This is a genomic window from Halobellus sp. GM3, assembly GCF_052545375.1.
Genome location: NZ_JBQWLT010000004.1, coordinates 217,170 through 243,927 on the forward strand (window position 1 = coordinate 217,170; position 26,758 = coordinate 243,927).

Annotated in this window: 21 protein-coding genes; 14 read left to right on the forward strand and 7 right to left on the reverse strand. The window is 56.2% G+C overall.

Translation table 11 applies throughout. The features are described 5' to 3' along the window. Window positions 1-53: 53 nt before the first annotated feature. Complete coding sequence (locus tag ACT3HL_RS08505) at window positions 54-1,064, reverse strand: NAD(P)-dependent oxidoreductase (protein WP_445086397.1); 1,011 nt, start codon at window positions 1,062-1,064, stop codon at window positions 54-56. A gap of 97 nt (window positions 1,065-1,161) precedes the next feature. Here ACT3HL_RS08505 and ACT3HL_RS08510 point away from each other — a divergent pair, with 97 nt between their 5' ends. Next, a complete protein-coding gene (locus tag ACT3HL_RS08510; RefSeq protein ID WP_445086398.1) occupies window positions 1,162-2,130 on the forward strand; it encodes a phosphoadenosine phosphosulfate reductase domain-containing protein in 969 nt (322 codons plus the stop codon). Window positions 2,131-2,192: 62 nt separating this feature from the next. Here the strand turns inward: ACT3HL_RS08510 and trpB are convergent, their stop codons facing one another. Beyond that, on the reverse strand, window positions 2,193-3,341 hold the full coding sequence (gene trpB / locus ACT3HL_RS08515) for a tryptophan synthase subunit beta (RefSeq protein ID WP_445086399.1): 1,149 nt from the start codon (window positions 3,339-3,341) through the stop codon (window positions 2,193-2,195). Window positions 3,342-3,502: 161 nt separating this feature from the next. Between trpB and ACT3HL_RS08520 the strand changes: the two genes are divergently transcribed. Further along, entirely contained in the window at window positions 3,503-3,685 is a 183-nt protein-coding gene (locus ACT3HL_RS08520) for a hypothetical protein (protein ID WP_445086400.1), read from the forward strand. Window positions 3,686-3,747: 62 nt separating this feature from the next. On the opposite strand, the gene ACT3HL_RS08525 is transcribed toward ACT3HL_RS08520, so the two are convergent. Together ACT3HL_RS08525 and ACT3HL_RS08530 are read right to left on the reverse strand one after the other, a co-directional pair. After that, a complete protein-coding gene (locus ACT3HL_RS08525; protein ID WP_445086401.1) occupies window positions 3,748-7,797 on the reverse strand; it encodes a right-handed parallel beta-helix repeat-containing protein in 4,050 nt (1,349 codons plus the stop codon). An 808-nt stretch (window positions 7,798-8,605) separates the two neighbouring features. Beyond that, a complete protein-coding gene (locus tag ACT3HL_RS08530; protein WP_445086402.1) occupies window positions 8,606-9,613 on the reverse strand; it encodes a site-specific integrase in 1,008 nt (335 codons plus the stop codon). 797 nt (window positions 9,614-10,410) lie between these two features. Here ACT3HL_RS08530 and ACT3HL_RS08535 point away from each other — a divergent pair. The 5 genes from ACT3HL_RS08535 to ACT3HL_RS08555 all read left to right on the forward strand — a co-directional run bounded on the left by ACT3HL_RS08535 (window position 10,411) and on the right by ACT3HL_RS08555 (window position 14,102). Continuing rightward, window positions 10,411-11,109: a hypothetical protein gene (locus ACT3HL_RS08535; RefSeq protein ID WP_445086403.1), complete on the forward strand. Its 699-nt coding sequence runs from the start codon at window positions 10,411-10,413 to the stop codon at window positions 11,107-11,109. Between the two features lie 589 nt (window positions 11,110-11,698). Continuing rightward, entirely contained in the window at window positions 11,699-12,082 is a 384-nt protein-coding gene (locus tag ACT3HL_RS08540) for a hypothetical protein (protein ID WP_445086404.1), read from the forward strand. Window positions 12,083-12,383: 301 nt separating this feature from the next. Continuing rightward, on the forward strand, window positions 12,384-12,653 hold the full coding sequence (locus tag ACT3HL_RS08545) for a type II toxin-antitoxin system HicB family antitoxin (protein ID WP_445086405.1): 270 nt from the start codon (window positions 12,384-12,386) through the stop codon (window positions 12,651-12,653). Beyond that, a complete protein-coding gene (locus ACT3HL_RS08550; RefSeq protein WP_445086406.1) occupies window positions 12,654-12,905 on the forward strand; it encodes a type II toxin-antitoxin system HicA family toxin in 252 nt (83 codons plus the stop codon). Between the two features lie 138 nt (window positions 12,906-13,043). Beyond that, a complete protein-coding gene (locus ACT3HL_RS08555) occupies window positions 13,044-14,102 on the forward strand; it encodes a hypothetical protein (RefSeq protein WP_445086407.1) in 1,059 nt (352 codons plus the stop codon). A gap of 30 nt (window positions 14,103-14,132) precedes the next feature. On the opposite strand, the gene ACT3HL_RS08560 is transcribed toward ACT3HL_RS08555, so the two are convergent. Continuing rightward, window positions 14,133-14,600, reverse strand: coding sequence for a hypothetical protein (locus ACT3HL_RS08560; protein WP_445086408.1), 468 nt, complete (start codon window positions 14,598-14,600; stop codon window positions 14,133-14,135). A gap of 417 nt (window positions 14,601-15,017) precedes the next feature. Between ACT3HL_RS08560 and ACT3HL_RS08565 the strand changes: the two genes are divergently transcribed. Beyond that, window positions 15,018-16,010: a tyrosine-type recombinase/integrase gene (locus ACT3HL_RS08565; RefSeq protein WP_445086409.1), complete on the forward strand. Its 993-nt coding sequence runs from the start codon at window positions 15,018-15,020 to the stop codon at window positions 16,008-16,010. A gap of 143 nt (window positions 16,011-16,153) precedes the next feature. Further along, window positions 16,154-16,747: a tyrosine-type recombinase/integrase gene (locus ACT3HL_RS08570; protein ID WP_445086410.1), complete on the forward strand. Its 594-nt coding sequence runs from the start codon at window positions 16,154-16,156 to the stop codon at window positions 16,745-16,747. A gap of 314 nt (window positions 16,748-17,061) precedes the next feature. Here the strand turns inward: ACT3HL_RS08570 and ACT3HL_RS08575 are convergent, their stop codons facing one another. Together ACT3HL_RS08575 and ACT3HL_RS08580 are read right to left on the reverse strand one after the other, a co-directional pair. After that, window positions 17,062-17,823: a DUF1828 domain-containing protein gene (locus ACT3HL_RS08575; RefSeq protein WP_445086411.1), complete on the reverse strand. Its 762-nt coding sequence runs from the start codon at window positions 17,821-17,823 to the stop codon at window positions 17,062-17,064. After that, a complete protein-coding gene (locus tag ACT3HL_RS08580; protein WP_445086412.1) occupies window positions 17,820-18,245 on the reverse strand; it encodes a DUF6978 family protein in 426 nt (141 codons plus the stop codon). The genes ACT3HL_RS08575 and ACT3HL_RS08580 overlap by 4 nt, the downstream gene beginning before the upstream one ends. Before the next feature lie 253 nt (window positions 18,246-18,498). Between ACT3HL_RS08580 and ACT3HL_RS08585 the strand changes: the two genes are divergently transcribed. The 5 genes from ACT3HL_RS08585 (at window position 18,499) to ACT3HL_RS08605 (ending at window position 26,658) form a co-directional block, all read left to right on the forward strand. Further along, window positions 18,499-19,380, forward strand: a complete 882-nt coding sequence (locus tag ACT3HL_RS08585; RefSeq protein ID WP_445086413.1) for a hypothetical protein — start codon at window positions 18,499-18,501, stop codon at window positions 19,378-19,380. A gap of 140 nt (window positions 19,381-19,520) precedes the next feature. After that, window positions 19,521-20,216 carry a GIY-YIG nuclease family protein gene (locus ACT3HL_RS08590; RefSeq protein ID WP_445086414.1) on the forward strand — a complete coding sequence of 232 codons (696 nt, stop codon included), beginning with the start codon at window positions 19,521-19,523 and terminating at the stop codon, window positions 20,214-20,216. Window positions 20,217-20,351: 135 nt separating this feature from the next. Continuing rightward, the gene (locus ACT3HL_RS08595; RefSeq protein WP_445086415.1) at window positions 20,352-22,343 is read left to right on the forward strand and encodes an N-6 DNA methylase; all 1,992 of its coding nucleotides are present in this window, start codon (window positions 20,352-20,354) and stop codon (window positions 22,341-22,343) included. After that, window positions 22,343-23,671 (forward strand): restriction endonuclease subunit S, encoded by a 1,329-nt coding sequence (locus ACT3HL_RS08600; protein WP_445086416.1) that lies wholly within the window; start codon window positions 22,343-22,345, stop codon window positions 23,669-23,671. The genes ACT3HL_RS08595 and ACT3HL_RS08600 overlap by 1 nt, the downstream gene beginning before the upstream one ends. Before the next feature lie 23 nt (window positions 23,672-23,694). Beyond that, entirely contained in the window at window positions 23,695-26,658 is a 2,964-nt protein-coding gene (locus ACT3HL_RS08605; RefSeq protein WP_445086417.1) for a DEAD/DEAH box helicase family protein, read from the forward strand. Window positions 26,659-26,758 lie beyond the last annotated feature (100 nt).

Consider the following 26,758-nt stretch of genomic DNA (forward strand, 5'->3'; position numbering starts at 1 on the left):
CCTCCTGTGCTGCCCCTACTGCCGTAGGTTCCACTGCGCCGACTCCTCCGCACTCACTCCAGTCCCGCGTCCCGAAGCGCCGAGTTCGGCAGGGGCTCGCCGTCGATCCCGGCGGTGAGGTTCTCCGCGATCATCTCGGCCATCCGGTTCCGTGTCCCGATGCTCGCGCTCCCGACGTGCGGTGTCACGACCAGACGCTCGGGCGCGTGGCGCATAATCGGATGGTCGGCCGGGAGCGGCTCGGGGTCGGTGACGTCGAGCCCCGCGCGGGTGATCCATCCCTCGTCGAGCGCCGAGTCCAGCGCGTCGGTGTCGACGACTTCCCCGCGGCTCGTGTTGACGAGCACGGCCTCATCGGGCATCCGCCGCAGTTCGTCTTCCCCGATGAGGCCCGCCGTCTCCGCCGTGAGCGGGACGTGCAGCGAGACGAAGTCGCTCTCGGCGAGGAGGTCGTCCCGCTCGACGTAGCTCGCGTCGACGCCGAACTCGGCGAGTTCGCCCTCGCGTTCGGGCTTCCGGCTCCGCGCCGTGTACAGCACGTCCATCTCGAACCCCGCGGCGCGGCGGGCGACGGCGGTCCCGATGTTGCCGAGGCCGACGACACCGAGCGTCGCGCCGTGAACGTCCGGGCCGGTCAGGAGCCGCGGCCCCCACGTCCCCCACTCGCCGGCCTCGACGTAGTCGTGCCCCTCGACCGTGCGGCGGGCGCACGTCATCAACAGCGCCCAGGCGAGATCCGCGGTCGTCTCCGTGAGCACGCCCGGCGTGTGGCCGACGGCGATGCCGCGCTCGGCGGCGGCCGCCAGGTCGATGTGGTCGTAGCCGACCGAGAAGGTACAGACGGCCTCGAGATCGGGCGAGGCGGCCAACACGTCGGCGTCGATGTCGTCCGAGAGCAGGCAGACGAGCCCCTCGGCGTCGAGCTCGGCGAGTCGGGTCTCGATGTGGGATTTCTCCGGCGGGAGCTTCTCGTCCCAGACGACTACCTCATAGCGCTCGCGGAGTCGCTCGAGGCCCACCTCCGGAATCTCGCGCGTGACGTAGACGATCGGTGTTTCGGACATTGCCGTACGGTCTCGCTGGGAGCGTCAAATGTCTTTGCTGTCGGGGGTGTCCGAGGTCAAAAGACATTTACAGGCGGTAATTATATCTAATTACACGATGTCAGACGAGTTCCCCGACTACCTCGACGTCGACTACACGGACGGCGAGGGCGAGACGCCCGCGGACTATCCGACGGTTCCGGACAAGATCGAGAAGGCGATCACGGTCACGAAGCGCGGCCTCGAACAGTACCGCAACCCGGTCGTGATGTGGACGGGCGGGAAAGACTCGACGCTCACGCTGTATTTCATCAAGGAGGTCGCCGAGAAGTACGGTCTGGAGGTCCCCCCGGCGGTCTTCATCGACCACTTCCAGCACTTCGATGAGATCCACGACTTCGTCGACCACTGGGCCGAGCAGTGGGACCTTGAGGTGATCTACGCGCGCAACGAGGACGTCGGCGCCTACGTCGACGAGAACGGCCTCGAACCCGGCGACGACATCCCGGTCGCAGAGCTCTCCGAGCACAATCAGCACCACGTCCGCGACCTGCTGGAGTACGAGGAGGATACGTTCCCGTTCCTGCTCGACACCTACGTCGGCAATCACCTGCTGAAGACGGTGGCGCTGAACGACGCCCTCGAGGAGTACGACGTCGACGGCGTCATCTCCGGCGTCCGCTGGGACGAACAGGAGGCCCGCGCCGACGAGACGTTCTTCTCGCCGCGGCACGACCCGGAGATCTACCCGCCGCACGACCGCATCCAGCCCATCCTCCAGTTCGAGGAGGCGGCCGTCTGGGAGGCATTCTGGAACTTCGTGGTGCCGGACACTGTCGAGGGCTACCCCGAGGGACACGTCCCCCAGAGCGACGACGACCTGCCGAACGGGCTCACGATGGCGGACATCCCGGTCTCGCCGAAGTACTTCGCCGGCTTCCGATCGCTCGGCAGCGAGGTCTCGACCGACAAGACGACCGACGAACCGGCGTGGCTGCAGGACATGGAGAACACGACCGAGCGCGCGGGTCGCGCCCAGGACAAAGAGGACCTGATGGAGCGGCTCCGCGACCTCGGTTATATGTGAGTTCGGGGGCCCCTCACTCGTACGCACGGCCCCGCCGGGCAAGCTGATGGACCGGTTTTCTCTCAGTTCAGGTCGAACAGCTCCGCGGCCTGCTCCATGTCCTTGTCCCCGCGGCCGCTCAGGTTCACGAGGATCGCGTCGTGCTCGTCGGCGAGTTCCTTCGCGAGCGCGACGGCGTGGCTGGATTCGAGCGCCGGGATGATCCCCTCCTCCTCGGAGAGCTCCCGGAACGCGGCCAGCGCGTCGTCGTCCTCGACGGCGCGGTAGTCACAGCGGCCGACGGCGCGGAACATCGCGTGTTCGGGGCCGACGCCCGGGTAATCGAGCCCAGCCGACACCGAGTGGACCTCGACGTCGTCGTCGATGACGCGGGTCTTCATCCCGTGGATCGTCCCGTCGTCGCCGCTGGCGAGCGGGGCCGCGTGCCGCTTCGAGTCCCCGCCCTCGCCGCCGCCCTCCGCGCCGTAGAAGGCGACGTCGTCGTTGCGGAACGCGTGGAACAGCCCCATCGCGTTGCTGCCGCCGCCGACGCAGGCGACCGCCGCGTCGGGGAGCCCGCCCGTTCGCTCGCGGAACTGTTCTCTCGCCTCCTCGCCGATGACCGACTGGAAGTCGCGTACCATCCGCGGGAACGGATCGGGGCCGACGACAGAGCCGACGAGGTAGTGCGTGTCGTCGATGTTCGCCGCGAAGTCCTCTAACGCGGCGTCGACAGCGTCCGAGAGCCCCTCGCCCCCGCGAGTGACCTCGTTGACCTCCGCGCCCATCAGCCGCATCCGGAAGACGTTCATTTTCTGGCGCTCGACGTCCTTTTTACCCATATAGATCTCCGTGTCGAGATCTAAGAGCGCGCCGACCATCGCCGTCGCGGTGCCGTGCTGGCCCGCGCCGGTCTCCGCGATGAGCCGGGACTTGCCGGCCTTCTTCGCCAGCAGCGCCTGACCGAGCGCGTTGTTGATCTTGTGCGCGCCGCCGTGGAGAAGGTCCTCCCGCTTGAGGTAGATGTCGGCGCCGTAGCGCTCGCTCAGCCCCTCGGCGTGATAGAGCGGCGTCGACCGACCGGCGTAGTCTCTGAGCAACCCGTCGAGTTCCTCCCGGAACTCCGCCGTGTCTTTGATCTCGTCGTAGGCGTTCGCCAGCTGTTCGAGCGGCTCTCTGAGGGGCTCCGGCACGTGCCGTCCGCCGTAGCCCTCGAAGTCTCCCTGTGACATACATTCGCTCGTAACTCCCCCACACGATATAAACGGTGCTCTGTGAGGTGCGATCTCGGCGGCGTTCCGACCAAACGCTTACAACGCTCGCGGCGAATCCGAACACTGTTCGATCGCCGCCTCGCGGCGTCGCACACCTACTCGCAGTTACCCCTGATCACATGAGAGAACGCGTGATCGGCGCGCTCGTCGGCGTCGCCGTGTTAGCCATCAGCCTGTGGGCCCTGCTCGAACTGGCCGATCTGGTGATTCTGCGGTCTGTCGGCTCCGTCGAGTTCGTCCTGATGCTCGTCCCCACGGCGCTCGCGATCGGCTTTGCGCTCCTCGTGTGGCTGAAATGGTGAGCGCGCCGGATCGGGGCGGAGCGATCTGTCGCACCCAGACACCGGCGAGTCGCTGAGGCCCGCTACGCGTCGCTCGGTGGTTCCGGCGTGGCGTCACCGGGCGCTGCAGTATCGGTGCCCTCCGGCTCAGCGGTGTCGGTGGAACCCGGCGTTTCGGTCGCTTCGGGCGTTGTCGTCGCTGACTCCGCTGCGTCCGCCTCCGGCGTCGCCGTTTCAGTCGCCTCTGGTGTCGCCGTCTCGGTTTCGGTCGATGTTGCCGTCTCCGTCTCGGTTCTCGTTGGAGTATCCGTCTCGGCTCCGGTCGGTGCCGCCGTCTCCGTCTCGGTTCCAGTCGCTGTGTCCGTCTCCGTCGCTGTCGACGTTGCGGGCGCCTCGAGGAACTGGCTGGCCGGCGGCGTCTCGACGACGATCACTCCCTCGGCGTCGTAGCCGAGATTCGTCATTTCGACGACGAGCACGAGCGTCTCGCCGTCGGATTCCGGCGTCCACGTCGCGTTGAACGTTCCCTCCCCGACGGCTAGCTCCGCCGGCGGCGAATCCGCCGTCGTGCCCTCGGTGTAGGTCATCACCGGCGCGATCGAGCCGTTGTTCGAGTTCTCGTACCCGAAGGTGACCTCGATCTCGTCCGCTCCGGCAGACGCTGAGCCCACGGAATCCGTGCCGACCGCCTGCGCGGTGACGAATTCGACTGTCGGGAGAGTCGGCCGGATCTCGGTCAGACAGGACTCGGCGTCGGGGTTCGTCACGGTCGCCTCGATGCCGCGGTCCGCGTCGATAAGCGTCACGTTGTGGACGGCGTATCCGTTGACTCCCGCTGTGGGTTCGGCGTTCAGATCGCCCGGGAACTGCGTCGTGCCGGTCACGGGTCCGTACGTGTCCAACGCCGTTTCGAGCCCGTCCGAGGCGTACCACCGAGTCTCGACGGTGACTTCCTCGAAGTCGCCGCTGATCTCGGCGACGTCGCAGCCGACGAACGTGACCGCGCTCGCGGGATCGAACGGCTCCGGAGCCTCTGCCTCCACGGGCGCGTAGACGCCGTCTTCGAGGAGGCCGGCCTCGATGGTCCCACCCGCGGTGGCGGCGTCGAACGTCTCGACGGACATCCAAGCGGTGCCGTTGTAGCGCCAGAGTTCGATCTCCTCGCCCTCGACGGCCCCCTCGTCGTACCGGAGCGCCACGTCGACGCGCTCGTCGACGCCCGTCACGTTCACGCCGTCGCCGACGGCGGTGCCGTTCTCGGTCTCGGGGAGCGAGCGCCGGTCGACGGCGTCGAGCGCGATCGACTCCTCGGTGAAATTGAACACCGCGCTGTCGCCGACGCCGAGCCGAGTCGCGGTGACTGACGCCGGCGCGTCCGGTTCGGTGCCGGCGTCGAGTTGCCAGCCGCCGTTGCCCCTGAGATCGACGTCTGTGAGCTCTATTCCGGTGGCGTAGGGGACCCGGATCCCGGCGTCGCCGTTGTTCTCGACCGTCGTGTTCCGGATCGCGTTCGAGCTGCCGTCCGTCCCGAAGCTGATGCCGTGGCCCTCGTTGTCCGCAACGTAGGAGTCGGCGATCGTGTTGCGGAAGACGTCCGTGTCGATCACGACGCCCGCGCGCCCGTTGTCCGTCGCCGTCACGCGGGTGAACTCGCTGTCGCCCACGAGATCCCACAGGTAGAGCCCGTCGCCGTCGTTCCCGGTGACGGAGATCCGGTCGAACCGCACCTCACTCGACTCCCAGAGGACGATCCCGCTGTCGCCGTTGCCGCCGGCGCTGACGTTCTCGAACTCGGAGCCGGCGGCGTATGCGAGCCGGATTCCCGACCCCTCGTTGTCGTTCGACTCGACGTTCAGCAGGGTCGCCTCGACCGGGTGTATGTCTTGGAAGTTCCCGAGTTCGATCCCGAGGTCCCAGTTCTCCGCGCGGAGGTCACGGACCGTCACGTTCTCGATCTCCGTCTGCGCTGGGTCGTATACCTGAACGCCGATGCTCTCGTCGAGTCCGTTCCCGACGACCGCGTGGCCGTTGCCCGACAGGACCACGTCGCTCGAACTGATTCGGATGCACACCCCGTCCCCGTCGGCCTCGACGTCGCCGGTCAGTTCGTACGCTCCCGGTTCCTCGATGACCGTACACGAGTCGATGGCGCGCACGCCGTTCGGCTCGGTCGGGGTCGGCGTCTTGGTTGGTGTTGGCGTCGGCGTCGGGGTCGGTGTTGGCGTCGGCGTCTTGGTCGGTGTTGGCGTCACAGTCGGCGTCGGCGTCTTCGTCGGTTTCTCCCGGTCCGTCTTCGCATCTCGGTCTTTATGCCGGTCCCGACCTTTGTCGCGGTCCGCCGACCGTTCCGTCACTGCACAGTCGCCGGAGACGAGGTAGGCGATGCCGCTGTCCGAGACGGCGCTGTTGTTGTAGGGCGCGCCCACGAGCACGTCCGTAGTCCCGTCTCCGGTGGCGTCAGCGACGGGCGCGACCGCCCAGCCCGCGCGGTCGAACGCTCCCTCTCCGGAGAGCTTCCCGTCCTCGGCCTCCAGCGCCCGCGTTTCGGAATCGAGGCCGCCCGCGACGACGTAGGCGGCGCCGGCGTCGGTCGCCGTGCTGTTGTTGGCGGAGGCTCCGATCAGGAGGTCGTCGTAGCCGTTACAGAGCAGACGCGCTCCACCGGCCACCGCCCAGCCCGCGCGGTCGTCCGCAGCCTCGCCGTAGACGGTCGCGTTCGCGTCGGCCAACGACAGATTGCCGGTCAGTTCGACGCCGCCACGCACCACGTAGACGGCGCCGGAGTCGTTCCCGCTGGTGTCGTTGTACGGCGCGCCGACGGCGACGTCGACGCCTCGCTCGCGGGCGTTCTCGCTTCTATCACCCCGCTTGTCTCCTCTGGCACCCCGCTTGTCGCTTCTATCAACCCACTTGTCTCCTCTGTCAGCCCACTTCTCGGCCCTGTCGCTCCCGTCGCGGTCGTCGGCGAGTACGTGGCCCGCCGTCGATACGGCGAAGCCGGCCTGATCCCCGGCGCCGACGCCTTCGAGCGTCAGCCCGTCGGCGACCGAGACCGGTTCGTCGGCGTCGCTCAGGTCGCCGTCGCCGTAACCGTTCGAGTCGGCGTACGTCGTCGAGAGCACGTAGGCCGCGCCCGCGTTGGTCCCGTTGCTGTCGTTGTACGGCGCGCCGACGAGAACCTCTGCGCGCCCGTCACCGGTGACGTCTCGCGCGGACGCGACCGACCAGCCGGCGCGGTCGCCGGCGCCGACACCGGCGTAGGTCACGTCGGCTACGTCGTCGATACGGTGCTCACCGCTCGTGACTTCAGTTACGAGATACGCGGCCCCGGCACCGTCCGCTGCGCTGTCGTTGTATGGGGCCCCGACGAGCAGCGCGTCGCGGGCCGGACCCATCGTCCGCTCGCTCCGTTTGTCACCGTGGCGCGCTCTCCAATCGCGCTCCGAGTCGGCTGCGCTCGGATTCACCTCGACGGTCGCGACCGAGACCCCCGCCTGATCCGATGCGTTGGCGCCGTGGTACACCGCGTCCGCGTCGGTCGTGAGGTCCACGTGGTCGGGGAGGTCCTTACCCCCCTCGACGACGTAGACCGCCCCGCTGTCGGGGCCCGTGCCGTCGCTGAGCGGCGCGCCGACGACGATGTCGCTGTAGTCGTCTCCGGTCAGATTCCCGGTCGCGACGGACCAGCCCGCACCGTCGTTTCTCACGCCGGAGAGGGTCACATCCGCCTCGCTGACGTCGATGTCGCCCGCTTCGACCGGTCCGTAGAACAGGTAGACCGCCCCGGCCGCTCGCTCGCTGTCGTTGCCGTTCCCGGGAGCCGAAACGAGCACGTCCTGCTCGCCGTCGCCGTTCACGTCGCCGGCGGCGACGTCGTACCCGGCGGTCTCGTTGGCCGTGTCGCCGCGGAACGTCGCGTCGGCGTCGGCCAGTGCGCTGGCGTCGCTCAGATTCGAAGTTGTGGTCTGCTGTGTCGACAGCTGTTCCGATACCGATGCGTCCCCGGCCGACGCCTCTGTCGGCGCGCCGGGGACCTCCGCGAGGCCGACGGCCGCGGCGGCACCGGCGACGGCGAGGAGTGCGACGAGTACGAAAACAGCGGTTCTGTACCCCGAAGTGAGAGCGCGATCCATACGCGAACCAACCGGAGAGACCCGCTTTGTTATAATCTCTAAACGAGAGCAAGCGAAACCGTACGCCGTTCGGTCTCGGGATCCGAGACGGGTAATCTCGGGTTAGTCGATCCGGTGAATTCGTCGCTGCTGCGTCCCGGTGATCCGACAGCGGTAAGATCCCCTTGCGTCTCGTTGGCCGCTCAGCGCCGTTTCATCGTCTCCTCTCGGCGCCGATAATCCCGTGTTACCTGTGACGCGGGTCACTCTCGCCGCTGCGACCGAATCACAGTACGACCGTACTTCGACCGAGAGTGGCGGTTGCTGCCCCCCGGTGGCGTTCGTCGTGGACGGGAACGATACCGTGAGTGATTGGGGATGCCGAGCGGGCTATCGAACGCGATGTACCGGCTAAATTATTGAACTATAGTAGCGTTTGCAACTGATTGCACATCCGACCGCATAACGTCGTGCGGTCGAGTGTGTCAAGACTTGCAAACGCTACTATAACCGATTCAGACGGCTCTACTTCGGGTCTTTCCCTCATCCCTGTTCCCAACCGACTGACAGCGTCGCCCCCCGTTTGGATTCCGAACGGACTCTCTTTCGTGAGGGAGTCGATTCAGACGCTAATCGGTCAAAATCGCATCTCTCAGACCCTCTATCCGGATCGCCGTCTCCCTCGACACGAGCGTTATTAGAAATGGACTCGGCGGGGCTCGGTCTCTCCGAGTGCCTGCCGAGGCTAGGGTAGAATCGTCACCCGTGTACTGCGATTTTAGGGTGGAACCTGAAATCGCCAATCGTGAAGTGGAGTTACTCATAGATTCTATTCTCCCTGCAAATACTCGCGGCGGAGACGCATCTTCTCGCGCTCGCTCCGCTCGTCGTAGTGCTGATCGATGATATCCCCAGAGACGTTTGACCGTTCGGAGACGACTTCCTGCGGAGTTCCGTTACGGAGCCGATCCGTAATGTATCCGCGCCGGATCGCGTGGGGCGAATGTGAGGACGGACACCGCGCCCGTCTGCCGTTCCTTCTCGCTTCGCACGTTCGGGGGTCTTCTCCGTGTGGACAGCTCCCGAACTCACAGGGTTGCGTCACCCGATAAATGGTTTCACGGATCGACCCCTCCGAAAGACGACCTCGGTTGCTCGTGATGAGCGGGCGACGTCCGTGGTCGTCAGTAACCTGGTGGCGGTTGTGCGAGAGGTAGTCGTTGATGACGTCGCAGTAGTGCGAACCGACTGCGATTGATCGCTCGGCCGCTTGCTTGTTTTTCAGCGGTGTTCCCGTCTCTGGCCGGTGTCGAACGTCCAGACACATTTCATCTTCGTCGAAATCGCCGACGTCGAAGGTCCGGAGCGTACCCAGCCGGATGCCGGTGTGCCAGAGAAGACTGAAGGTCACGTGCGCTCGACTCGCGTAGGCGAATCGATCAAGATAGCCGAGGATATCCTCCGCTCGATCCTTTGAGATGTGAACGTCCTTCGCCTCTTCTTCCGGATCGACCTTAGGAATCTTGACCCGCTCACGCATTCCCGGTTCTACTGCCTCGATAGAAGCGCAGAACTCTAGGAAGACGCGAAGAGTCTGTAACTCTCCTGCAAGGGTAACCGTCTTCACATCCTCACTCCGCCAGACGCGGAATCGGTGAAGATCTCGACCCGAGAGAAGATTCAAATTCTCAATTTCGTGCTCATTGCAGAACGCTTGGAACTGCTCAAGTCGATATCGATGGTTGCTCTTTGACTTCTCAGATAGTTCGGGTTCGCGTTCAGCGAGGTACCACTCCACGGCCTCGGCAGGCGACGTTGGTGTGAGTCCTTCGCTCATAGAACCCCGATGGTCCTGTCTGGCTACATTGTCAAAGGTACTTCGCCGACCGTCCGTTTCGCTCATCTTTGCCCACGCTCCCGTGCTACTAGGAATAAGCTAGCGAGCGTCAGATGCCCTTTGGATGAATTCTTGATTGTGCTGATTCCGAGCGAAGCCACCGGCTTCCGAATATCACTCGGTTCGTTGTTCTGAACCTCTCGTATTTCCTCGATGATTAGGAGGACTTCTGCTGTAATCTCTATAGCAGATCGGTAAAGGTCTGATTGAGTCCGATCAAGGTTAGTGGACAGTTCGTACTCGATTCTATCGTTACAAGTGTTGGTCGTGTCTTGCATTCAGATCGAACAGCCAATTGGTTGGCTAGTCCGACCAGATCGAATGAATTGGTAGGCAATATCCGACGAAGGTGCCGGAACAATTTTGTCTCTCGCTGAGAGAGGACATAGTACAGGATCTGATCCATTCGGTCTGATCCGTTGCTTCACACGCCGGCAACCGGTGTCCTTGGCCGGGATGGTTGCGGGCGTGGAGTAATTTAGCTTCATAGTGACGTCTCTACTCTGTATTTTCGATGGTTTCGTCAGGTTCGTATTGCGCTACCATCTTTTGGAGTAGCGAATCATACGACTCACCGCCCCGCTTCTGAGCTTTCACAAGCCGGCGCGTCGTGCGCGAACACGGAATTCGCGACTCAGTTGCCTTCGTCATATCCTGTTCGATTACCTGCACTCACCACACCGGTAAAACTATTTCGAGGTATTACATTGTATTTTGTAGGCAAAAACTGACGAACTATGACTGATGACCTTCATCCAAACGCCGAGGAATTACAGAAAGAACTCCGGGAGCTGCTGCACAGAGATCCAGAAATTGACTCATTTTCCTCCATAGCAGAACTACCTGGGCGGCCACGAGGTATTCTATCAACCGCTGACCGAGAGTATCTGTTCGGTCAGAGAGAGTATGAACACCCACAATCAGAAGCGAATCGGAAACAAGACATTCGAGAGCGTATCGTGAACTCATTTCTGGACTTCTCTGCGCTTGCGTCGAGATTGAGCGAAGAGGAACGGGAGAAAGTTTTCGACGAGTTACTCTCTGAGCATCAGTTCGAAGAGCCTTTCGCCTCGACTATTTCGTTTTTGTATCTCGGTCTAGATGAGGATCTAGGCAAGTTGGAGAAAATAATCGATAATGGTGTCTACATAGGGGCAAATTTCTCTAAAATTGGTCGGTGGTCGGGAGAAATCGCCGACGTAGATACCTCAATTAATGTTGAGCGACAGCCCGATCGTAGCGAGATCATAGAGAAATTCGAGAAAGGTAACACTGACCAGCTTACACCTGCTGAGATTGGGATCCTAGTACGGGCCGGCCAATTAAATGAAGACGATTTGAGGGAGTTAGAAGACACTGCGTTGCCGTTACCCTACTTCATCGAAGACCTGATTCAAAATGGAGACGTCGAGATTATCGACGACCCACGTAAATGAGTTGTATCCGATTAGGGAATTCGGGCTGGTCCACGTAGCCATTGCTTCATTCGTCGACCACGACATCAATATTTCCCTAGTAAGTGGATTCTCTACTAATTTGGAATAATTGGTGGCGAGTGTCTAATTCTTTGAATTGGCAACCGAGATGCACGGTTCTCTGACATCGAATGCTTCGAGATCGGCTCCCAAGACAGTAGATTCTCACTCCGATAACGTCTATCCGTAATACTCGTCGTATAATTGGTCGGGACCCTCGATTACTATCCCGAGAGAATAGACCGTGAAGCCTCTACGAAATTCCCCGGGTACATCGGGATGAACGACACCTTCTCTTCTGAATTGTCGGGTAGAGTGTAGGCTCCCTCCCCATCGGAAGCAGGTCGATGCCCGGGGAGATCCCGGGAGCCGCTCGGGAACCCCGATCAATTCTGAGGGACTGAAATCGAATATTTTCTTCTCCCAGATTCCCTTTGGATCTTCACCTGCACATCGTCCGGGATCCTCGACCAATTCTAGCGATGTTCCCCGGGGTGCCGTAGATGATATCGAATTGCCCTGCACATTTCCCGGATATCACTCGGTGGCTATGCCGGAGTTCTCCCCGGACTCCCCCGGGACTGTATCGATCGACGATAGCGTGATCGACTCCGCGCTGGTGTCGGTGTTGATCGACAATAGTAACTTCGACCGAGTAGACCCGACCATTTCATCGGGGCTTTACGTCGACCACGACGTGTTCTGGCGAGCGGATCTCGACCTCGGTGTCGCCCCTGCCTTAGATCCGATTGGTCGAGCCCCCGAATCGAGTGAATCGTTTCGCGACGAGTTGCTCGAACTCCGCCGTCGCTTCTCTATTGGTGTTGACTTCTCGAAGGCTGGTCGGCAAGCCCGGGAATTGGTCGGGAATTGGTCGGGAATTGGTCGTCTGTACTCGTCGTTGACGGGGGTACTCGATCTTTGGCGTCGGTGAGGTTAACGATGGCCGTCTCAACCGACTAATTCTCAGCAAATTGGTCGGGAATTAGCCGGTGGCTCGGATGAATCCCCGCGGTCATTATGTGATGTGGTTCTCGAAGGTGTGTCGTCACGACCTAGCTGAAGGACCACAATCCCGCTTACTCTTAATCCGATATCAACGATAACGAGCAATCAGTTGGTCCTGAATGCTTCTTGAAATGACGAACTGGGACTAGGAGCTGTAAAACCCGAATAATAGAATTCGTGCTGATTAGGCCAAATGCTTATTTCGCTTATCGCGTACGTAATACATAATGGCAACTTCGACGTGGGACGGAGATAATCACGAGGATGAGATCCGTCTCTGGCGAGAGGATGATTGGTGGATCGCCAAAGACGTTGAGACCGGTGTAACGACTCAAGGATCTTCGCGAGCAGCCGCATTAGAAAACCTTGACGACGCCGTTGCTCTTCATATGGGTACGGACGGACGTGAACCGACGAATGAGGAACTCCGTGAAATGGGAATTGATCCAGAAGACAATACCACCGGAGATCAGACTCCACCAGATGTCCTAAAATAGATGGGAAGACGGACGTTCTCGGGGCGAGAGATTGCTAAAGTCCTCGTCAATTCTGGCGGGTTTGAATGGCGACGTACAACTGGTGACCACGCTCAGTTGTACTACGAACATCCAACAAATGAAGACGATCGAAGGCAAGTAACTGTGCCGCTACACGACGAACTTCGGACAGGGACGCTTCGAGAAATCGCAGACAATGCAGGTGCGCACGATTTTGACGACTTTTGCGCGTGGATTGATCGAAATTCATAGGTGAGGGTCAGAGAGCCATCTGTTTCTATTAATTCCTGTATTCAGGTAAAACCGCTTGTGAAACAGCCGTTTGGTAGATATACAAAATCGGTTTATCAGTAGAAATTTATTTATTGAGAAACCAAATATGAATGTCTAATGTCGGCCACCCCCGGTGCTAATACACCAATCTTGGGGAATCTCACGTATATCCTATTCCTAGTGATACCTGGTTACGTGACTCTCCGCTCCTACCGGTACTGGTCTATCTCGATTGACTCTATGAATCGGCTGGACAAACTCGCAACTATTCTACTAGGAGGGTTCATCTCATTAGTGTCTGTAGTCTCTTTGTATAGGTTCGGGATCCCACTCACATCTTATTTGTCAGATAGTGCTCTGGGGATATTTCAGAGCCCCATCCACTCTCCTACATATTCTCCAAAAGATCCCATTAGTATTGGAAGTGCATCGGATCTTACTGTCATCAATAGTGCAATCATCATATTGGTTCAGTCAGTAGTTGGGACCGTGATTGGCGCATTTTATGGAAATTACCACCAAGAAGTAGATCCAGACCCAGAATCTCGTGAGGAACTGTTCCAGCCGTGGGAACGAGCGTATGAGATCTCTGAAATCGGAGATTCGGTACACATAATCACGGTACAAAACAGGGAGATAACAGGAAAAATACAGCAGATGGGCTCACCTTCGGAGAACTTTGATATTCTGATTGCAGAGCCCCACGAGATAATCCGCGACGATGTTGGTGAAGTTGTTAGGTCTATGGAGTTAGGCCAGTTTTCATACCACCACTATAGAGATATCTCCCGTATTGAATTTGGGGATCCTGAGAGTTCAGATATATATGATCCAGACGGCCAGACATCTGGGATAAACTCAATAGGTGAGTTTGCCTTACGTAGGACACTCGCTGGTCATCGGACACTGAAATCCTTTGGTTCTGGTTTTCGTAGGAATACGACCTTGTCTGGGTCATTCATAAGGGGGAAAAGTAATCGATATCACCAGCAGTTGGTTGATAGTGCTCGTGAATCTCGAAAGAATTTCCACAATTCGATTCTTGCACTCGCTTTGGATCCGAGGGAGGGCCCTAAGGAGCCTCCCGGGGATTCTGGGGCTGCCGAAGAGATCAGCGAAGGAGATGATCTCTCCTTTGAGATTGAGGTTGACGAAGAACCTGAGATAGATGATTAAGAACACCTAGATCAGTGCCGTAATTCTGGGTTAGTAATACACGCTATTTTTCTGATACTTAGGGTGCTCCTCGTATACATAATCAAGGAGGCTTCTGATACCTATAGAGCCGAACTCTTCGACTACCTGTTTAGCAACTTGAAAGATTGGTTTCACTTCGTTGCTATCCTTAACATTCTCAAATGCCTCAACTGCTGCTGGATGGAGTTCGTAATCGTATCGAGTGCTGCGGTAGGTCTCTTTCTCGGAGATATTGATCACTCCCTTTTGATCAAACATCTCCAAATCGTTCAGCAACTGCTTGGAGAAAGGACCGTAGTCGTACGGATAGAACTCGTACGTGATCTCTTGCTCGATATCGACGTCTCTGGAAGCGAGTTCCTCTTCCGCGAGGAACGCTAGCTTCGTGAAGCGGGTTTTCCCCTTTATCTTGCGCTCATCGGCAGCATATAGTAGCGCCAAGGGGAGTACCTGTCGAAGGGAGAGTTCGAGTTCCATCTTATTCACCCGATTTTATTTGTTATCTCGCTGGACGATTCTGCTAATTTACCATAACATTTCCGGAGATATACGTCTACCGAACGATTCCTGATATGGGGGTTTTTTAAAATTCTCCTACGTGTTTCCTCGTCAAATCTCACAACTATATTAATATTCACCTATAATATTTGACGGACTTATTACGCTACAGCAACCTAGATGATCACCGACAGAGCGGCATACGTCAAGGACGTCGCACATATGGATAAGCAACCCCGTGTTCTAACGCCTATAGTTTGACGTTGGTGTTGATATGCCTATATTCTGCTTTGAGCGGTTGGATAAAAATTTCAACGGGTAAGATACTCTAACAGAGCCACGTCGGTAAGTTTGCCACCGCACCGGTTATCTTGACAGAGAGCATCTATCCACTTTATGCCGACGATGGATTATGAGGCAGCAGCTGCGCGTACACTTGCTTATATCGAGACATCACCAGAAATCCATCCAGAGAATAAACAGCTAATTTTTGCATACCACCGCGAGATGGTTCTTGCTGATATTAGCGCTGCTCAACAACAAAAGGTGTTGGCGCACTTCAAGATCATCACGGAGCAGGTTGGATTGACACGGTTTACAGATCTATGCCGAGATGATGTCGAGGAACTCGTTGCGTGGTTGTATACACGTGGTACGAGCCCTTCAACAGTCGTTGATTACAAGCAAGCTATCAAGCAATTTTGGAAATGGTTGAACGGTGGAGAAGATCCTGAAGAAACGAAGTGGATTCGACGCGGACCGATAGAACAGAGAAGAATCCTTCCACAGAGTCTACTCACGCCAGAGGACATTCAAGCACTCCTAACTGCGTGTCAAAACGATCGTGACCGAGCGTTCGTTGCACTACTATGGGAAACTGGGGCTAGGATTGGTGAGCTTATTGACCTCAAGGTCGGTGATATTGAGGATACTGTGGTAGGAAAGCAGGTAGTCGTCTCAGGGAAAACAGGTTCACGGCGGCTATTATTGCTCGAATCTGAATCGTATCTCGAAATATGGCTTGAGAATCATCCGAACCGGAGAGCAGATGCACCCTTATGGTGTAAAATCGATATTACACAGGGTTCGCCGGAGGAAACAATTAGCTATCAATATATTCGGCTGAAGATTCTTGACCGTGCTCGTGACCGTGTCGGGATAGAGAAACCTGTTAATCCACATCACTTCCGACACAGCCGAGCAACATATTTGGCGAACCACTTCACGGAAGCACAGATGTGTATCTGGTTTGGATGGGTACCTGGCTCACGTGTTCCAGGACGATACGTTCACCTCTCGGGGCGGGATATCGATCGGGCATACCTCTCGATGTTGAAGGACCCAGAATACACTCAGATCTCAGCTAACAGTAGAGCCGTTCAGTCCTGAATAGTGATAGCTGTCAGCAATTCCCACATCCATAATCGAGTTATCTGATAACCCGATTACGAACAGTCGGATTTCACCAGTCACCCGGCAGAATTGGTCCCAGCAGTCGAAAGATATAGACGAGTTTTCTGTGATATCCGGTTATGGTTCGTCTCGACGATAGCGGTGACGTGACAAAGTGCTGGCTTTCACCTGACGAGCTCAGTCGATTGGAGAAAGCGGCAGGAGAAGACGGCTGGGAACGAGAGGTCGGGCTGCAACTGATGGGGAGGTGTGGACTGCGAGCTTCTGAGGTGAACTATCCAAGCGACAAGAAGCTGCGATATTCTGAGAAAGGAGAAGTATGGCTCTTTGAGGTTCGCGGTAAGAATACGAAAGGAGGCTCCAAGAAGATACGTGACGCGTGGATGCCCGACGACGTCGCCGATGACATCCACAAATTCAGTCGAGAGCGTGATCTTGCTCCGTCAGATCCGTGGGTCGATGCGAGTACGTCCTCTGTGCGTCGGTGGGTCAAAGAAGCTGCTCAGATGGTTACGACAGACGCAGACGCGACACGGTGGAACTCAGTATCTTCTCACGACCTTCGCCGGTCTTGGGCGACGTATCACCTCGTCGAGCGCCAAGTCGACGTCCGGACGATGATGAGTATCGGAGGCTGGTCAGATTACTCGGCTATAGAGCCTTATCTGGCGGAACCGACCGAGACGCGGATCGGAGAGGCTATGCGGACATAGAGGGATCAGACCAGTAGATTTGCAGTTCACCACCTAGTAGTTGTACCACGTCACTGTCACAGCTCCACGGCAGTTTCCTAATAGGGAAGTTCCGATCCAAATAAAGTTGAAGTACCCGTTTCCGGAGGATCGGGTTCTTCGATATCTGGCAAGATAGGGCGCTCTCAAAGGGGGGTCGATTTTGGATCTCAAAAACAACAATAAATGGCCCTGTTGAAACCCTCAGCAGGTGAGGTATTCCTATACTCTCAATCGGTCAATACAGTGGACCCAGCGAGCGTTGTAGCGGCTGAAAGAGGTGAAGATGACCCATCTCAAAGAACAAGCGCCTCATTGAGGCGATCTTTCTGCGACCAGGGGATATATTCATCCGACCAGTTGGTGAGGATGTTCGAACATCGAGTCGAAACCTCGCCTGACACGTCATCGACCACTGATATGCGGAGTGCGTCTGGATGGGCCTCGCCGATCTCGTTCCACTTGTAGCCGATCGTTCTCGCAGACGTAGTCGAGGTCCCCTCGTCTCCAGCGTGTAGCGCTTCAAGATACGTGGGCTGGGGTTGCTGCAGGATGCTAAAGTCGATCCGGATATCCTCTGAGACCCCACCGACCCTCACGTTCCTGTTGACTCGATAGCCCTCAAGCTTCAAGAAGCCTGAGACATCCGTCTCGAAGTCGACTTGGGTGTACTGCCGACGGGTGTATGAAAGGAACGACACTGCCTGTACCGCGTGAACGGCGTCAAGGAGGCGCTCGCCGAGGTTGTGACTGCCGGATTTGAGGCTGACCGTCTTCCGAACGGTGTCGAGGTTGTACTGATGTTTGATCGATTCGAGCCGATTCGAGCGACGTTCCGAGTCTAAGCTGACGTCTGACAGATAGAGGTATCCATACGTCTCGCCATAGTCGGTGATTCGGTATCCATCTTCACGAGAAGAGATCCAGAGGGTGATGAGGTCACGATCAGCCCGTTCGAAGGGCAGTGTGACTTTGCATTCGCCCTCATCAATAGAGATGATCGTGTTTTCAGAGACAGCATCCGCCACCGCAGATACCATCTCCTCGCACTCAGTCATACGTTACCAAGCTCCGTTTGTCGAACATAGTCGCCCTGTAGTTCTATATTTTCCTCTTCGAGGAAGTCGTGGAAAGCCTCGTCGACGTCGTCCGTCGAGATGTCGTTTACCTCGTAGGCGCACTTGTGCTCGTGTGGTGGGTTCCAGTAGTGCTTGTGCGATCCTTCGACGGTGCCGTCTGGCGTGTGGTGGACGCCGTCATCCCATCGGCGAACAGCCTGGGCCCCTTTGTACAACAGAGCGAAGCCGTAGTTTTTTCGTTTCCAGGCTTTGAGAGTGAGCGATTCCTCCATCCCCAGACAGTACACTATTGCTTCCCCTTCCATATTTGAACCTTTGACTTCCCACTCCCAGTCTTCCTCAATTACCTTGGCAGCTTCGTGGAGTTCCTCGATTTTCTGCCTGGTGACTTCCTCTGCCATATGTCGGAAGGAAACAAAGACCAATAAGATATAATTAACGAATAGAAAGAAAAAAGAGTGCTGTGGAAGCAATATTCCGGCTCGAAGAAGCTGGATACGGCCGGTGACTCGCACTCTTCAGCGACCGGCTGTTTCAGCCCGCTTTAGTCTAATAACTAGGATTTCAACAGGCCCAATGAATCATTTCCGGCAGAGAGAGTGATACCTCGAATACCAATTATTAACGGGCACGGCAATTATCCAACAGTAAATGATGCGACCCAGCCGCTCCGGGATATTTGATTTGCTACTCGGTGTCCTGCTGATTCTGCTCTTTTTTATTGTCGTAGCTATTCTCGCACTCGGCATCACCGGACGAATCGACGTAGGAGTCTCATCTACGGTCGTTTCAGGTCTCGCTGCGCTTGGAACGGTCGCACTAGCGGGCATAACGCTCTACACAGTTAGACAGAATCGCAGAGAACTAGACCAAATCAGAAAGGACCGCTATCGACCTCTCGTGATAGACGAAATCTCGAATATAGTGTACCCGAGTATACGAATTCTTGCTCATAATATCGAGTATCTAGAAGATAACAAGAGAGAAAATAGGTGGATGTACCACGACGGATTAGAGTACCATAATTGGGGCGAATCTCCAACTTCCGTGATAAGTTCGAGAAATTTCGATCCGGTGGCTGCTGAGCGGTTCCGCAGTGATTGCCCGATACTACTTCGAAAGATGGAGGCATATGATTGGCTGCTAGTATATTTATCTCGGTTGGCAGACACAATTGGAGAAGAACTCGACCCATTCGTAAAAGAAATCTTCGAGAAGTCTGAATATACTAGTGATTTAGAGTATGGGCGTAATCGCCTCGTGATTATGAGTAGCATCCTTGGGCAAGTCGATGAATACGGGGAGAATTCTGAATTGTATGAGTTCTGGGAAGCCCACGGAGATGAGTTAAATCAGCTGGCTTACTCCGAAGTGAAGCCGCTCCACACTGAGTTAATGCAAGGGGAGGAATATCTCCAAGAATACTCCGAAGCCATTCGTAGTGAGCTTGTTGCGCGACAGAGAGAGCTTCAGGAGGAATATGGGATTTCAAAGTCAGAATACGAGAGTGATATCGAGGTCAGCGCGGTTATGTAATGCGTGGTCTACGCTCGTTCCTAGGCTCGGAACACTGCCATCAGCAGCTTTGGATCGTGCGGGATTCGAAACACCGTCAGTCTTGACTCTACTCCTTCTCTCGGGAAAACCTCAAGACACCAGTCACGCAAGGCCTGCCTATGAATGAAGTTGTCTACGCAATCAAGATTTCTCACTTAGAGTATTCTGGCCTCAAAATTATGGATATCAAGATCGGTAAGTCCACGAACATCGATAACACCCTCAGACAGTACAGAAGAGGCAACAGGGACATTGAGCTACTCGATATGTGGACACCGAATCCCGACAAGAACCTATCCACAGCCGAACGCGGCGTCCACGAGGTCGCTGAAAAATACGCGTACGACAAGCAGAGCGAGAAGTTCGTCTTCCTCCAAGGAGCATATCAAGAGTTCGCGGAGACGGTTAACAAACTCCTGAAGAACGCTAGCAGAGAAGAGATCTCCGACAGACCAGAGCAGAAAAGGCCCGCCGAGATCGACGACTACACCGGGAAGACCCCCTCTGTACTCAAAATATTTGGCGAGACCTACGACGTCGACACTTGGGCAGACACTCTCTCCACGGCGGTTACACAGATACTCCGCGAAGCCGATGATCACGAGCCGATCACGGAGATCAAGGGCCGCAAGAGAAGCTACTTCGTCGAGGAAGGCCAGCAGTCGAACCTCGTCAAACCCCGAAAAATATCGGACACCCAATTGTACCTCGAAACCAACTTCTCCGCGAACGATTGCGTTCGGATTATGGAACGGGCAATGGACACGTACGGGTACGACAGAACTGAACTAGAGATATTTACTGAAGAAGCCTGACTGGCCGGCTCAGTTGCGATTCGTGGGATCTCTGGAGGCGTTCCACAACAATCAGAAAGTCAAGGAGAGACGGCAGATCCTTAGCAGGATCAGGTCCAAACTATTATTCAGACGTGGTTTCTCGTCTCGGCATAGATGGTCGACAACTTCAATGAGAAGGCGGATTTTATTTGGTCTATTGCCGACCTCCTCAGAGGGGATTACAAGCAGTCAGAGTATCAGAAAGTCATTCTCCCGTTGACGGTTCTCCGGCGGCTCGACTGTGTGACCGCGCGGAACAAAGACGATGTCCTAGAACGCCACGAGCAACTCCAGGAGCAGGGTATCGAAAACGTTGCTCCGTCGCTCAAAAAGGCAGCCGATGCCGAGGTCTACAACACCAGTGAGTACACGTTTGAGGCCCTGTGCAACGACCCTGAGAATATCGCGGATAATCTTCAGTACTACATCAATCAGTACGACGAGGAAACAAAGGAGATCTTCGAGAAGTTCGACTTCGGCTATCAGATTCAGCGCCTCGATGATGCCGATCTCCTCTATAAAGTAGTTCGACAGTTCACGGAGATCGACCTCCATCCCGATGAGGTCGCGAATGAGGAGATGGGGTACATCTACGAGGAGCTCATCCGGAAATTCAACGAGCTCAGCAACGAGACCGCTGGCGAGCACTTCACGCCGCGTGAAGTTATCGAGCTGATGGTGAACCTCATCTTCCAGGAGGACGACGAGGCGTTATCTGAGCAGGGTGCGGTTAGAACGGTCTACGACCCGGCGTGTGGAACGGGGGGAATGCTCAGTGTGGCCGAAGAGTACGTCCGCCAACTCAACAACGATGCACGCCTCCACGCCTTCGGACAGGAACTGAATCCCGAGTCATACGCCGTTTGTAACTCGGATATGCTCATCAAGGGACAGGAGCCCGATAACATCGTCTACGGGAACTCTTTCACCCAAGACGGCTTCCCCAGCAAGCGGTTCGACTATATACTCTCTAATCCCCCGTTCGGGGTCTCTTGGAAGAAGGTGAAAGAAGAGATCGAACGCGAACACGAGGAGGAAGGGTATGCCGGTCGGTTCGGCGCGGGGACGCCACGGACCAACGACGGCGCGTTCCTCTTCCTCCAGCATATGATTAGCAAGATGAAGCCACCTGAAGAAGGTGGTTCGCGGATTGCCATCGTGTTTAATGGATCGCCGTTATTCAACGGTGGACCAAACAGCGGGGAATCGGCGATCCGACGGTGGATTCTCGAAAACGACTGGCTGGAAGCGATCGTCGGACTGCCGGAGAATCTCTTTTACAACACGCCCATCCGCACTTATATCTGGGTGCTCTCGAACGACAAGCCCGAGGAGCGGAAAAACAAGGTCCAGCTGATAGACGCGCAGGACCTGTACGCAGAGATGGACGACAGTCTCGGGGAGAAGCGCCACGAACTCGCGCAAGAACACGTCAACGAGATCTCTCGCATCTTCGGGGACTTGGAGGCGAATGGACGCTCGAAGGTCGTGCCAACGGAGGAGTTCGGCTATCGACGGATCGTCATCGATCGCCCTCTTCGGATGAGCTTCAGGGCGACGGAAGAGCGCATCAAGAGCCTTGACGACGAACGCGCATTCACGAACCGTGACGAGGAGACACAGGACGCGGTGAAGGATGCCCTGAGGAAGTTGGACGCCGAGAAGCTGTGGATGGACCGCGACAAGTTCATGAGTGCTGTAGAGAACTGTTTTGAGGAGCACGGGATCAACGTGCGCAATAGCGTTCATAACGCGATCGAGCGCGCACTCGGTGAGAAGAACGACGACGCAGAGATCGTGACCGATAGCAAGGGGAATCCAGAGCATGATACCGATCTGCGCGACCGAGAGCGCGTGCCGCTGGGAACAGACCCGCGAGACTATTTTGAGGAGGAAGTTGCCCCGCACGTCGAGAACGCGTGGATCAACGAGAGCAGTAAGTACCACGACGACAAAGATGGTCAACTCGGTGTCGTCGGGTACAAAATCAACTTCGACCGGTACTTCTACGAGTACGAACCTCCCCGGCCGCTAAAGGAAATCGACTCGGAGATTCGTGAGCTGGAAGACGAGATCATCCAGCTGCTGAGTGAGGTGACGGAGTAATGGGCAAACAGGCCGACATTGGAGAGTTTGTTGATAAACAGGAACAATCGAAAGATTCCAAAACAATCCGACTAAAGCACCTCGCAGAGATCAACCCAACGAAATCCGAAATCTCTGACCTCGACCCGAAAACGGTGGTAAGTTTTGTTGCGCTCGAAGATTTTGGTACTGACGGCGAAATCAAAAACACGGAGACTCGAGCCTTAGATGAGGTCTACGATGGCTACACGTATTTTCGAGAAGGCGATATTGCGATAGCGAAGATCACACCATCGTTCGAAAACGGAAAAGGTGCGATCTGTCGAGGTCTACAGAATGGAATCGGGTTCGGTACTACAGAATTACATATTCTACGACCACGAGAGGGAGTAAGCACGGAATTTCTCTGGTACGTTCTCCGTTCTAAACCATTTATGGATGAAGCTGAAACAGCGATGCGCGGAGTTGCGGGACAACAACGGGTTCCAACTGAGTTCTTAGAAGAGTTCCGTGTCACCGATTCTAGTGAGAAAGACACAGAAAAAATCGCCTCGGAAATCAGACAGCAATGTGATACGATCGACGACCTAATTGAATCAAAGAAAAGACTAAAACAAAGATTGGCAGAGAGGCGTAGATCTCTGATTTCTTCAGCTGTTCTGGATGGCAAAGGGGAACAAGCAACCACGAAGGGCCCTCTGCCTGTACTAGATAGGCGGACACCTGATAATTGGGAAGAGGGGAAACTCAAGTGGATAACAAAAAAAATCGGTAGTGGTGAAACACCGGATGGTGGTAGTGAGTCGTATGTCGAAGAAGGAATTACATTTATTAGAAGTCAGAATGTTACCGATCGAGGCCTTGATTTAACCGATGTTGCCTATATCCCTCGAGAGACTCACAACGAGATGAGTTCGACCCATATAGAGCCTGGAGATGTATTATTAAATATAACAGGAGCATCTCTCGGTCGGTCTTCTCTGGTTAAAGGTGGGGTCCCACCGGCAAATGTTAATCAACACGTTTGTATTCTAAGGCCAAAGACTGACCTGCTTATTCCAGCATATCTCAATTTTGTAGTTTCTTCAACTGTCGTCCAGCGCCAGATATTCGCAAATCAGACAGGGACATCACGAGATGCTGTGAATTTTGCACAGATTGGAGACTTTAGAGTACCATTGCCTCCTATAACAAAACAAAAAGAAATAGTTAGCCAAATAAACAAAAATACTAGGGCTATAGATCGATTGTCGGACACCATTGATGAGGCGATAGCTACCCTCGAAGAGAAACGCCAAGCTCTTATCACCGCCGCGGTCACGGGCCAGATTGATATGTATGGGACGTAAGATGTTGCTCAAGCTCACAGTTAATGAGTAAACCCTACGACGAGAAAGCCTTCGAGAACGAGATCGCGGCCGCGTTGCTTGACCGCGGCTACGAACGCGTGCCGAGCGATCGGTTCGACGCCGAGCGCGGCCTCTTCCCCCAACAGATCATCTCGTTCGTGAAGGAGACGCAGCCGGAGGCGTGGGACAAACTGGAGACCGCCCACAAGGGCAACACACGTCAGCGCTTCCTACAGGAACTCACTAGCGCACTCGAACGTCAAGGGACCCTTGAACTGCTACGACATGGCCTCCGGACCACCGGGACGAAGATTGACCTCGCGACGTTTCGACCAAACACGGGGATCAATCCCGAACTACAGCGGAAGTACGACGCCAACGTCCTCGGGGTAACCCAGCAGCTCCACCACTCTGCGACGAACCCGGATCAGAGCATCGACCTCGCGCTGAGTGTCAACGGAATTCCGGTTGCGACCGCGGAACTCAAGAACACCTTCACCGATCAGACAGTCCGCAACGCCCGCGAACAGTACCGTGAGGACCGCGATCCAAGCGAACCCATCCTTCGATTCAAGCGCGGCGCACTCGTCCACTTCGCGATTGACCAGAACGAGATCTACTACACAACTGAACTCGAAGGCGAGGACACGAACTTCCTACCGTTCAACAAGGGCCACGAGAAGGGCGGCGGCAACCCTCCGCGCCAAGGCGACCATCGGACCGCCTACCTCTGGAAAGAGGTTTGGGAGAAAGACAGCTGGATGGATATTCTCCAACGGTTCATCCACATCGACACAGAGGAGATCAAAAAAGACGGTATCACCGTCAAGGAAGAAGAGACACTGATCTTCCCACGATATCACCAGCTTGAGTGCGTCCGTCAACTGGTCGATAGCGCGAAAGAAGAAGGGTCGGGAGAAGATTATCTCATTCAGCACTCCACCGGAAGCGGGAAGAGCAAGTCTATCGCGTGGCTGGTTCACCGGCTCGTTTCGCTCCATAACGCTGACGACGATGCGGTCTTCGACGGCGTTGTCGTCGTCACCGACCGGACGATTCTGGACGAACAACTCCGGAACACCATTTACGAACTCGACCACAAGACCGGCGTAGTTCACGGTATTACCGGTGAAAAGGGTCCGAAAGCGGAGGAACTCGCAGAGGCACTCGAAGCCGGTAAGCCGGTCATCATCACTACGCTCCAGACATTCCCGTACGTCATCGAACACACGCAGTCGCTCCCCGAGCGAGACTACGCGGTTGTCGTCGACGAGGCACACAGCAGCCAGACCGGGGAGATGTCGGCCGAGATGAAGGGTATCCTCTCCGGGGTCGACGAAGAGGAAATCGACGACGCGGAGGATGCCATCGTCGCGAGTGCTGAAGCTCGAAGCAAGCAGCCGAATCTCAGTTTCTTCGCATTTACTGCGACGCCGAAAGCGAAGACTCTCCAGATGTTCGGCGAGCCCGATGGTGATGGTGGCTACGAGCCGTTCCACCTCTATTCGATGCAGCAGGCTATCGACGAAGGGTTCATTCTCGACGTACTTCGGAACTACACGACTTACGAGACGTTCTACAACGTCGCGAAGGTCGTCGAGGAAGACCCGCAGGTGCCGGAGAAGAAAGCGGTCAAAGCGATCTCGCGATTCCTGAAGCTCCACCCGCACAACGTTTCACAGAAGGTCGAGATTATCGTCGAGCACTTCCGGAACAACACGCAGCACAAGATCGGTGGAAAAGCGAAAGCGATGATCGTCACCTCCTCGCGCTCTCACGCTGTCCGATATAAGAAAGCCCTTGACGAGTACATTGAGGAGAATGGGTACAATCTCAGCGCGCTCGTGGCATTCTCGGGGACCGTCGAAGACGATGGTGGAAGCTATACTGAAGAGGGAATGAACGACGGGATCAAGGAATCCGAGCTTCCGAACGCTTTCGACAGTCAAGCCTACCAGGTTCTTGTTGTCGCCGACAAGTACCAGACCGGCTTCGACCAACCGCTGTTACACACGATGTACGTCGATAAGAAGCTCTCCGGGATTCAGGCGGTCCAAACGCTATCGCGTCTGAACCGGACACATCCCGGGAAAGAGGACACGTTCGTCCTCGACTTCGAAAACGAGCAATCGGAGATCAAGGAGGCATTCGAACCCTTCTATGGGAAGACCACCGTCACCGAGGAAACCGATCCGCAACACCTCCAGCAGCTCGCGAGCGAGTTGAAAGCGTTCCGGATCTACGATCAGAGTGACGTAGACCGATTCGCGGAAGTCTTCTTTGACCCTGAAAATACAGGGACAGAGGGCGCACACGCAAAATTGAGTAGTCTGGTGCAGCCTGCGCGTGACGAGTTTATGATCTCGAACGAAGAGACGCAAGAGGAGTTCCGATCGACCCTCCGCTCGTTCCTCCGTCTCTATAAGTTCCAGTCACAGATCGTCAGCTATGCGGATACACATCTCGAAAAGCTGTACACCTTCGGCCGATTCCTCTACAAGGAACTCCCCAAGGGATCAGGCCAGCCGAGTGTTGAGTTCGACAACGAACTCGCGCTGCAGTACTACCGTCTCGAAAAGTCGGAAGAAGGAGACATTGAACTAGACAAGACCGACGGAGAAGTACAGGGGCCGACAGAGACAGGGACTGGTGGGGGGAGCGAGGACGACGAAGTTGAACTCTCGACTATCGTTGAGAAAATCAACGAAAAGCTCGGGACTGACTTTACCGAGGCTGACCAGCTATTCCTAGAACAGTTGAAGGAAGACGCGCTTGAAGATGATCACCTCAGAAGGTCTGCAAAGGTCAATAGTCGCGAGAACTTCGCTCTGGAATTCGACAGTGCGCTCACCGAGATGTTCATTGATCGAATGGACCAGAACGAAGAGTTGTTCGCCGAGTTTATGGACAACGACGAAGTGCAGGAAGTGATCACGGAGCATCTTCGTCATCAGGTGTATCAAGAAAGCCAGGAAGCAGAAGGGTAGTTCTAGCCAGGACACTTCGGCGTACCGTATTCAGAAGGCAGAGGATCGTAACCGAGGGGATCTAGTTCATAACTGACGTCCAATAGGAACTCGATCCACT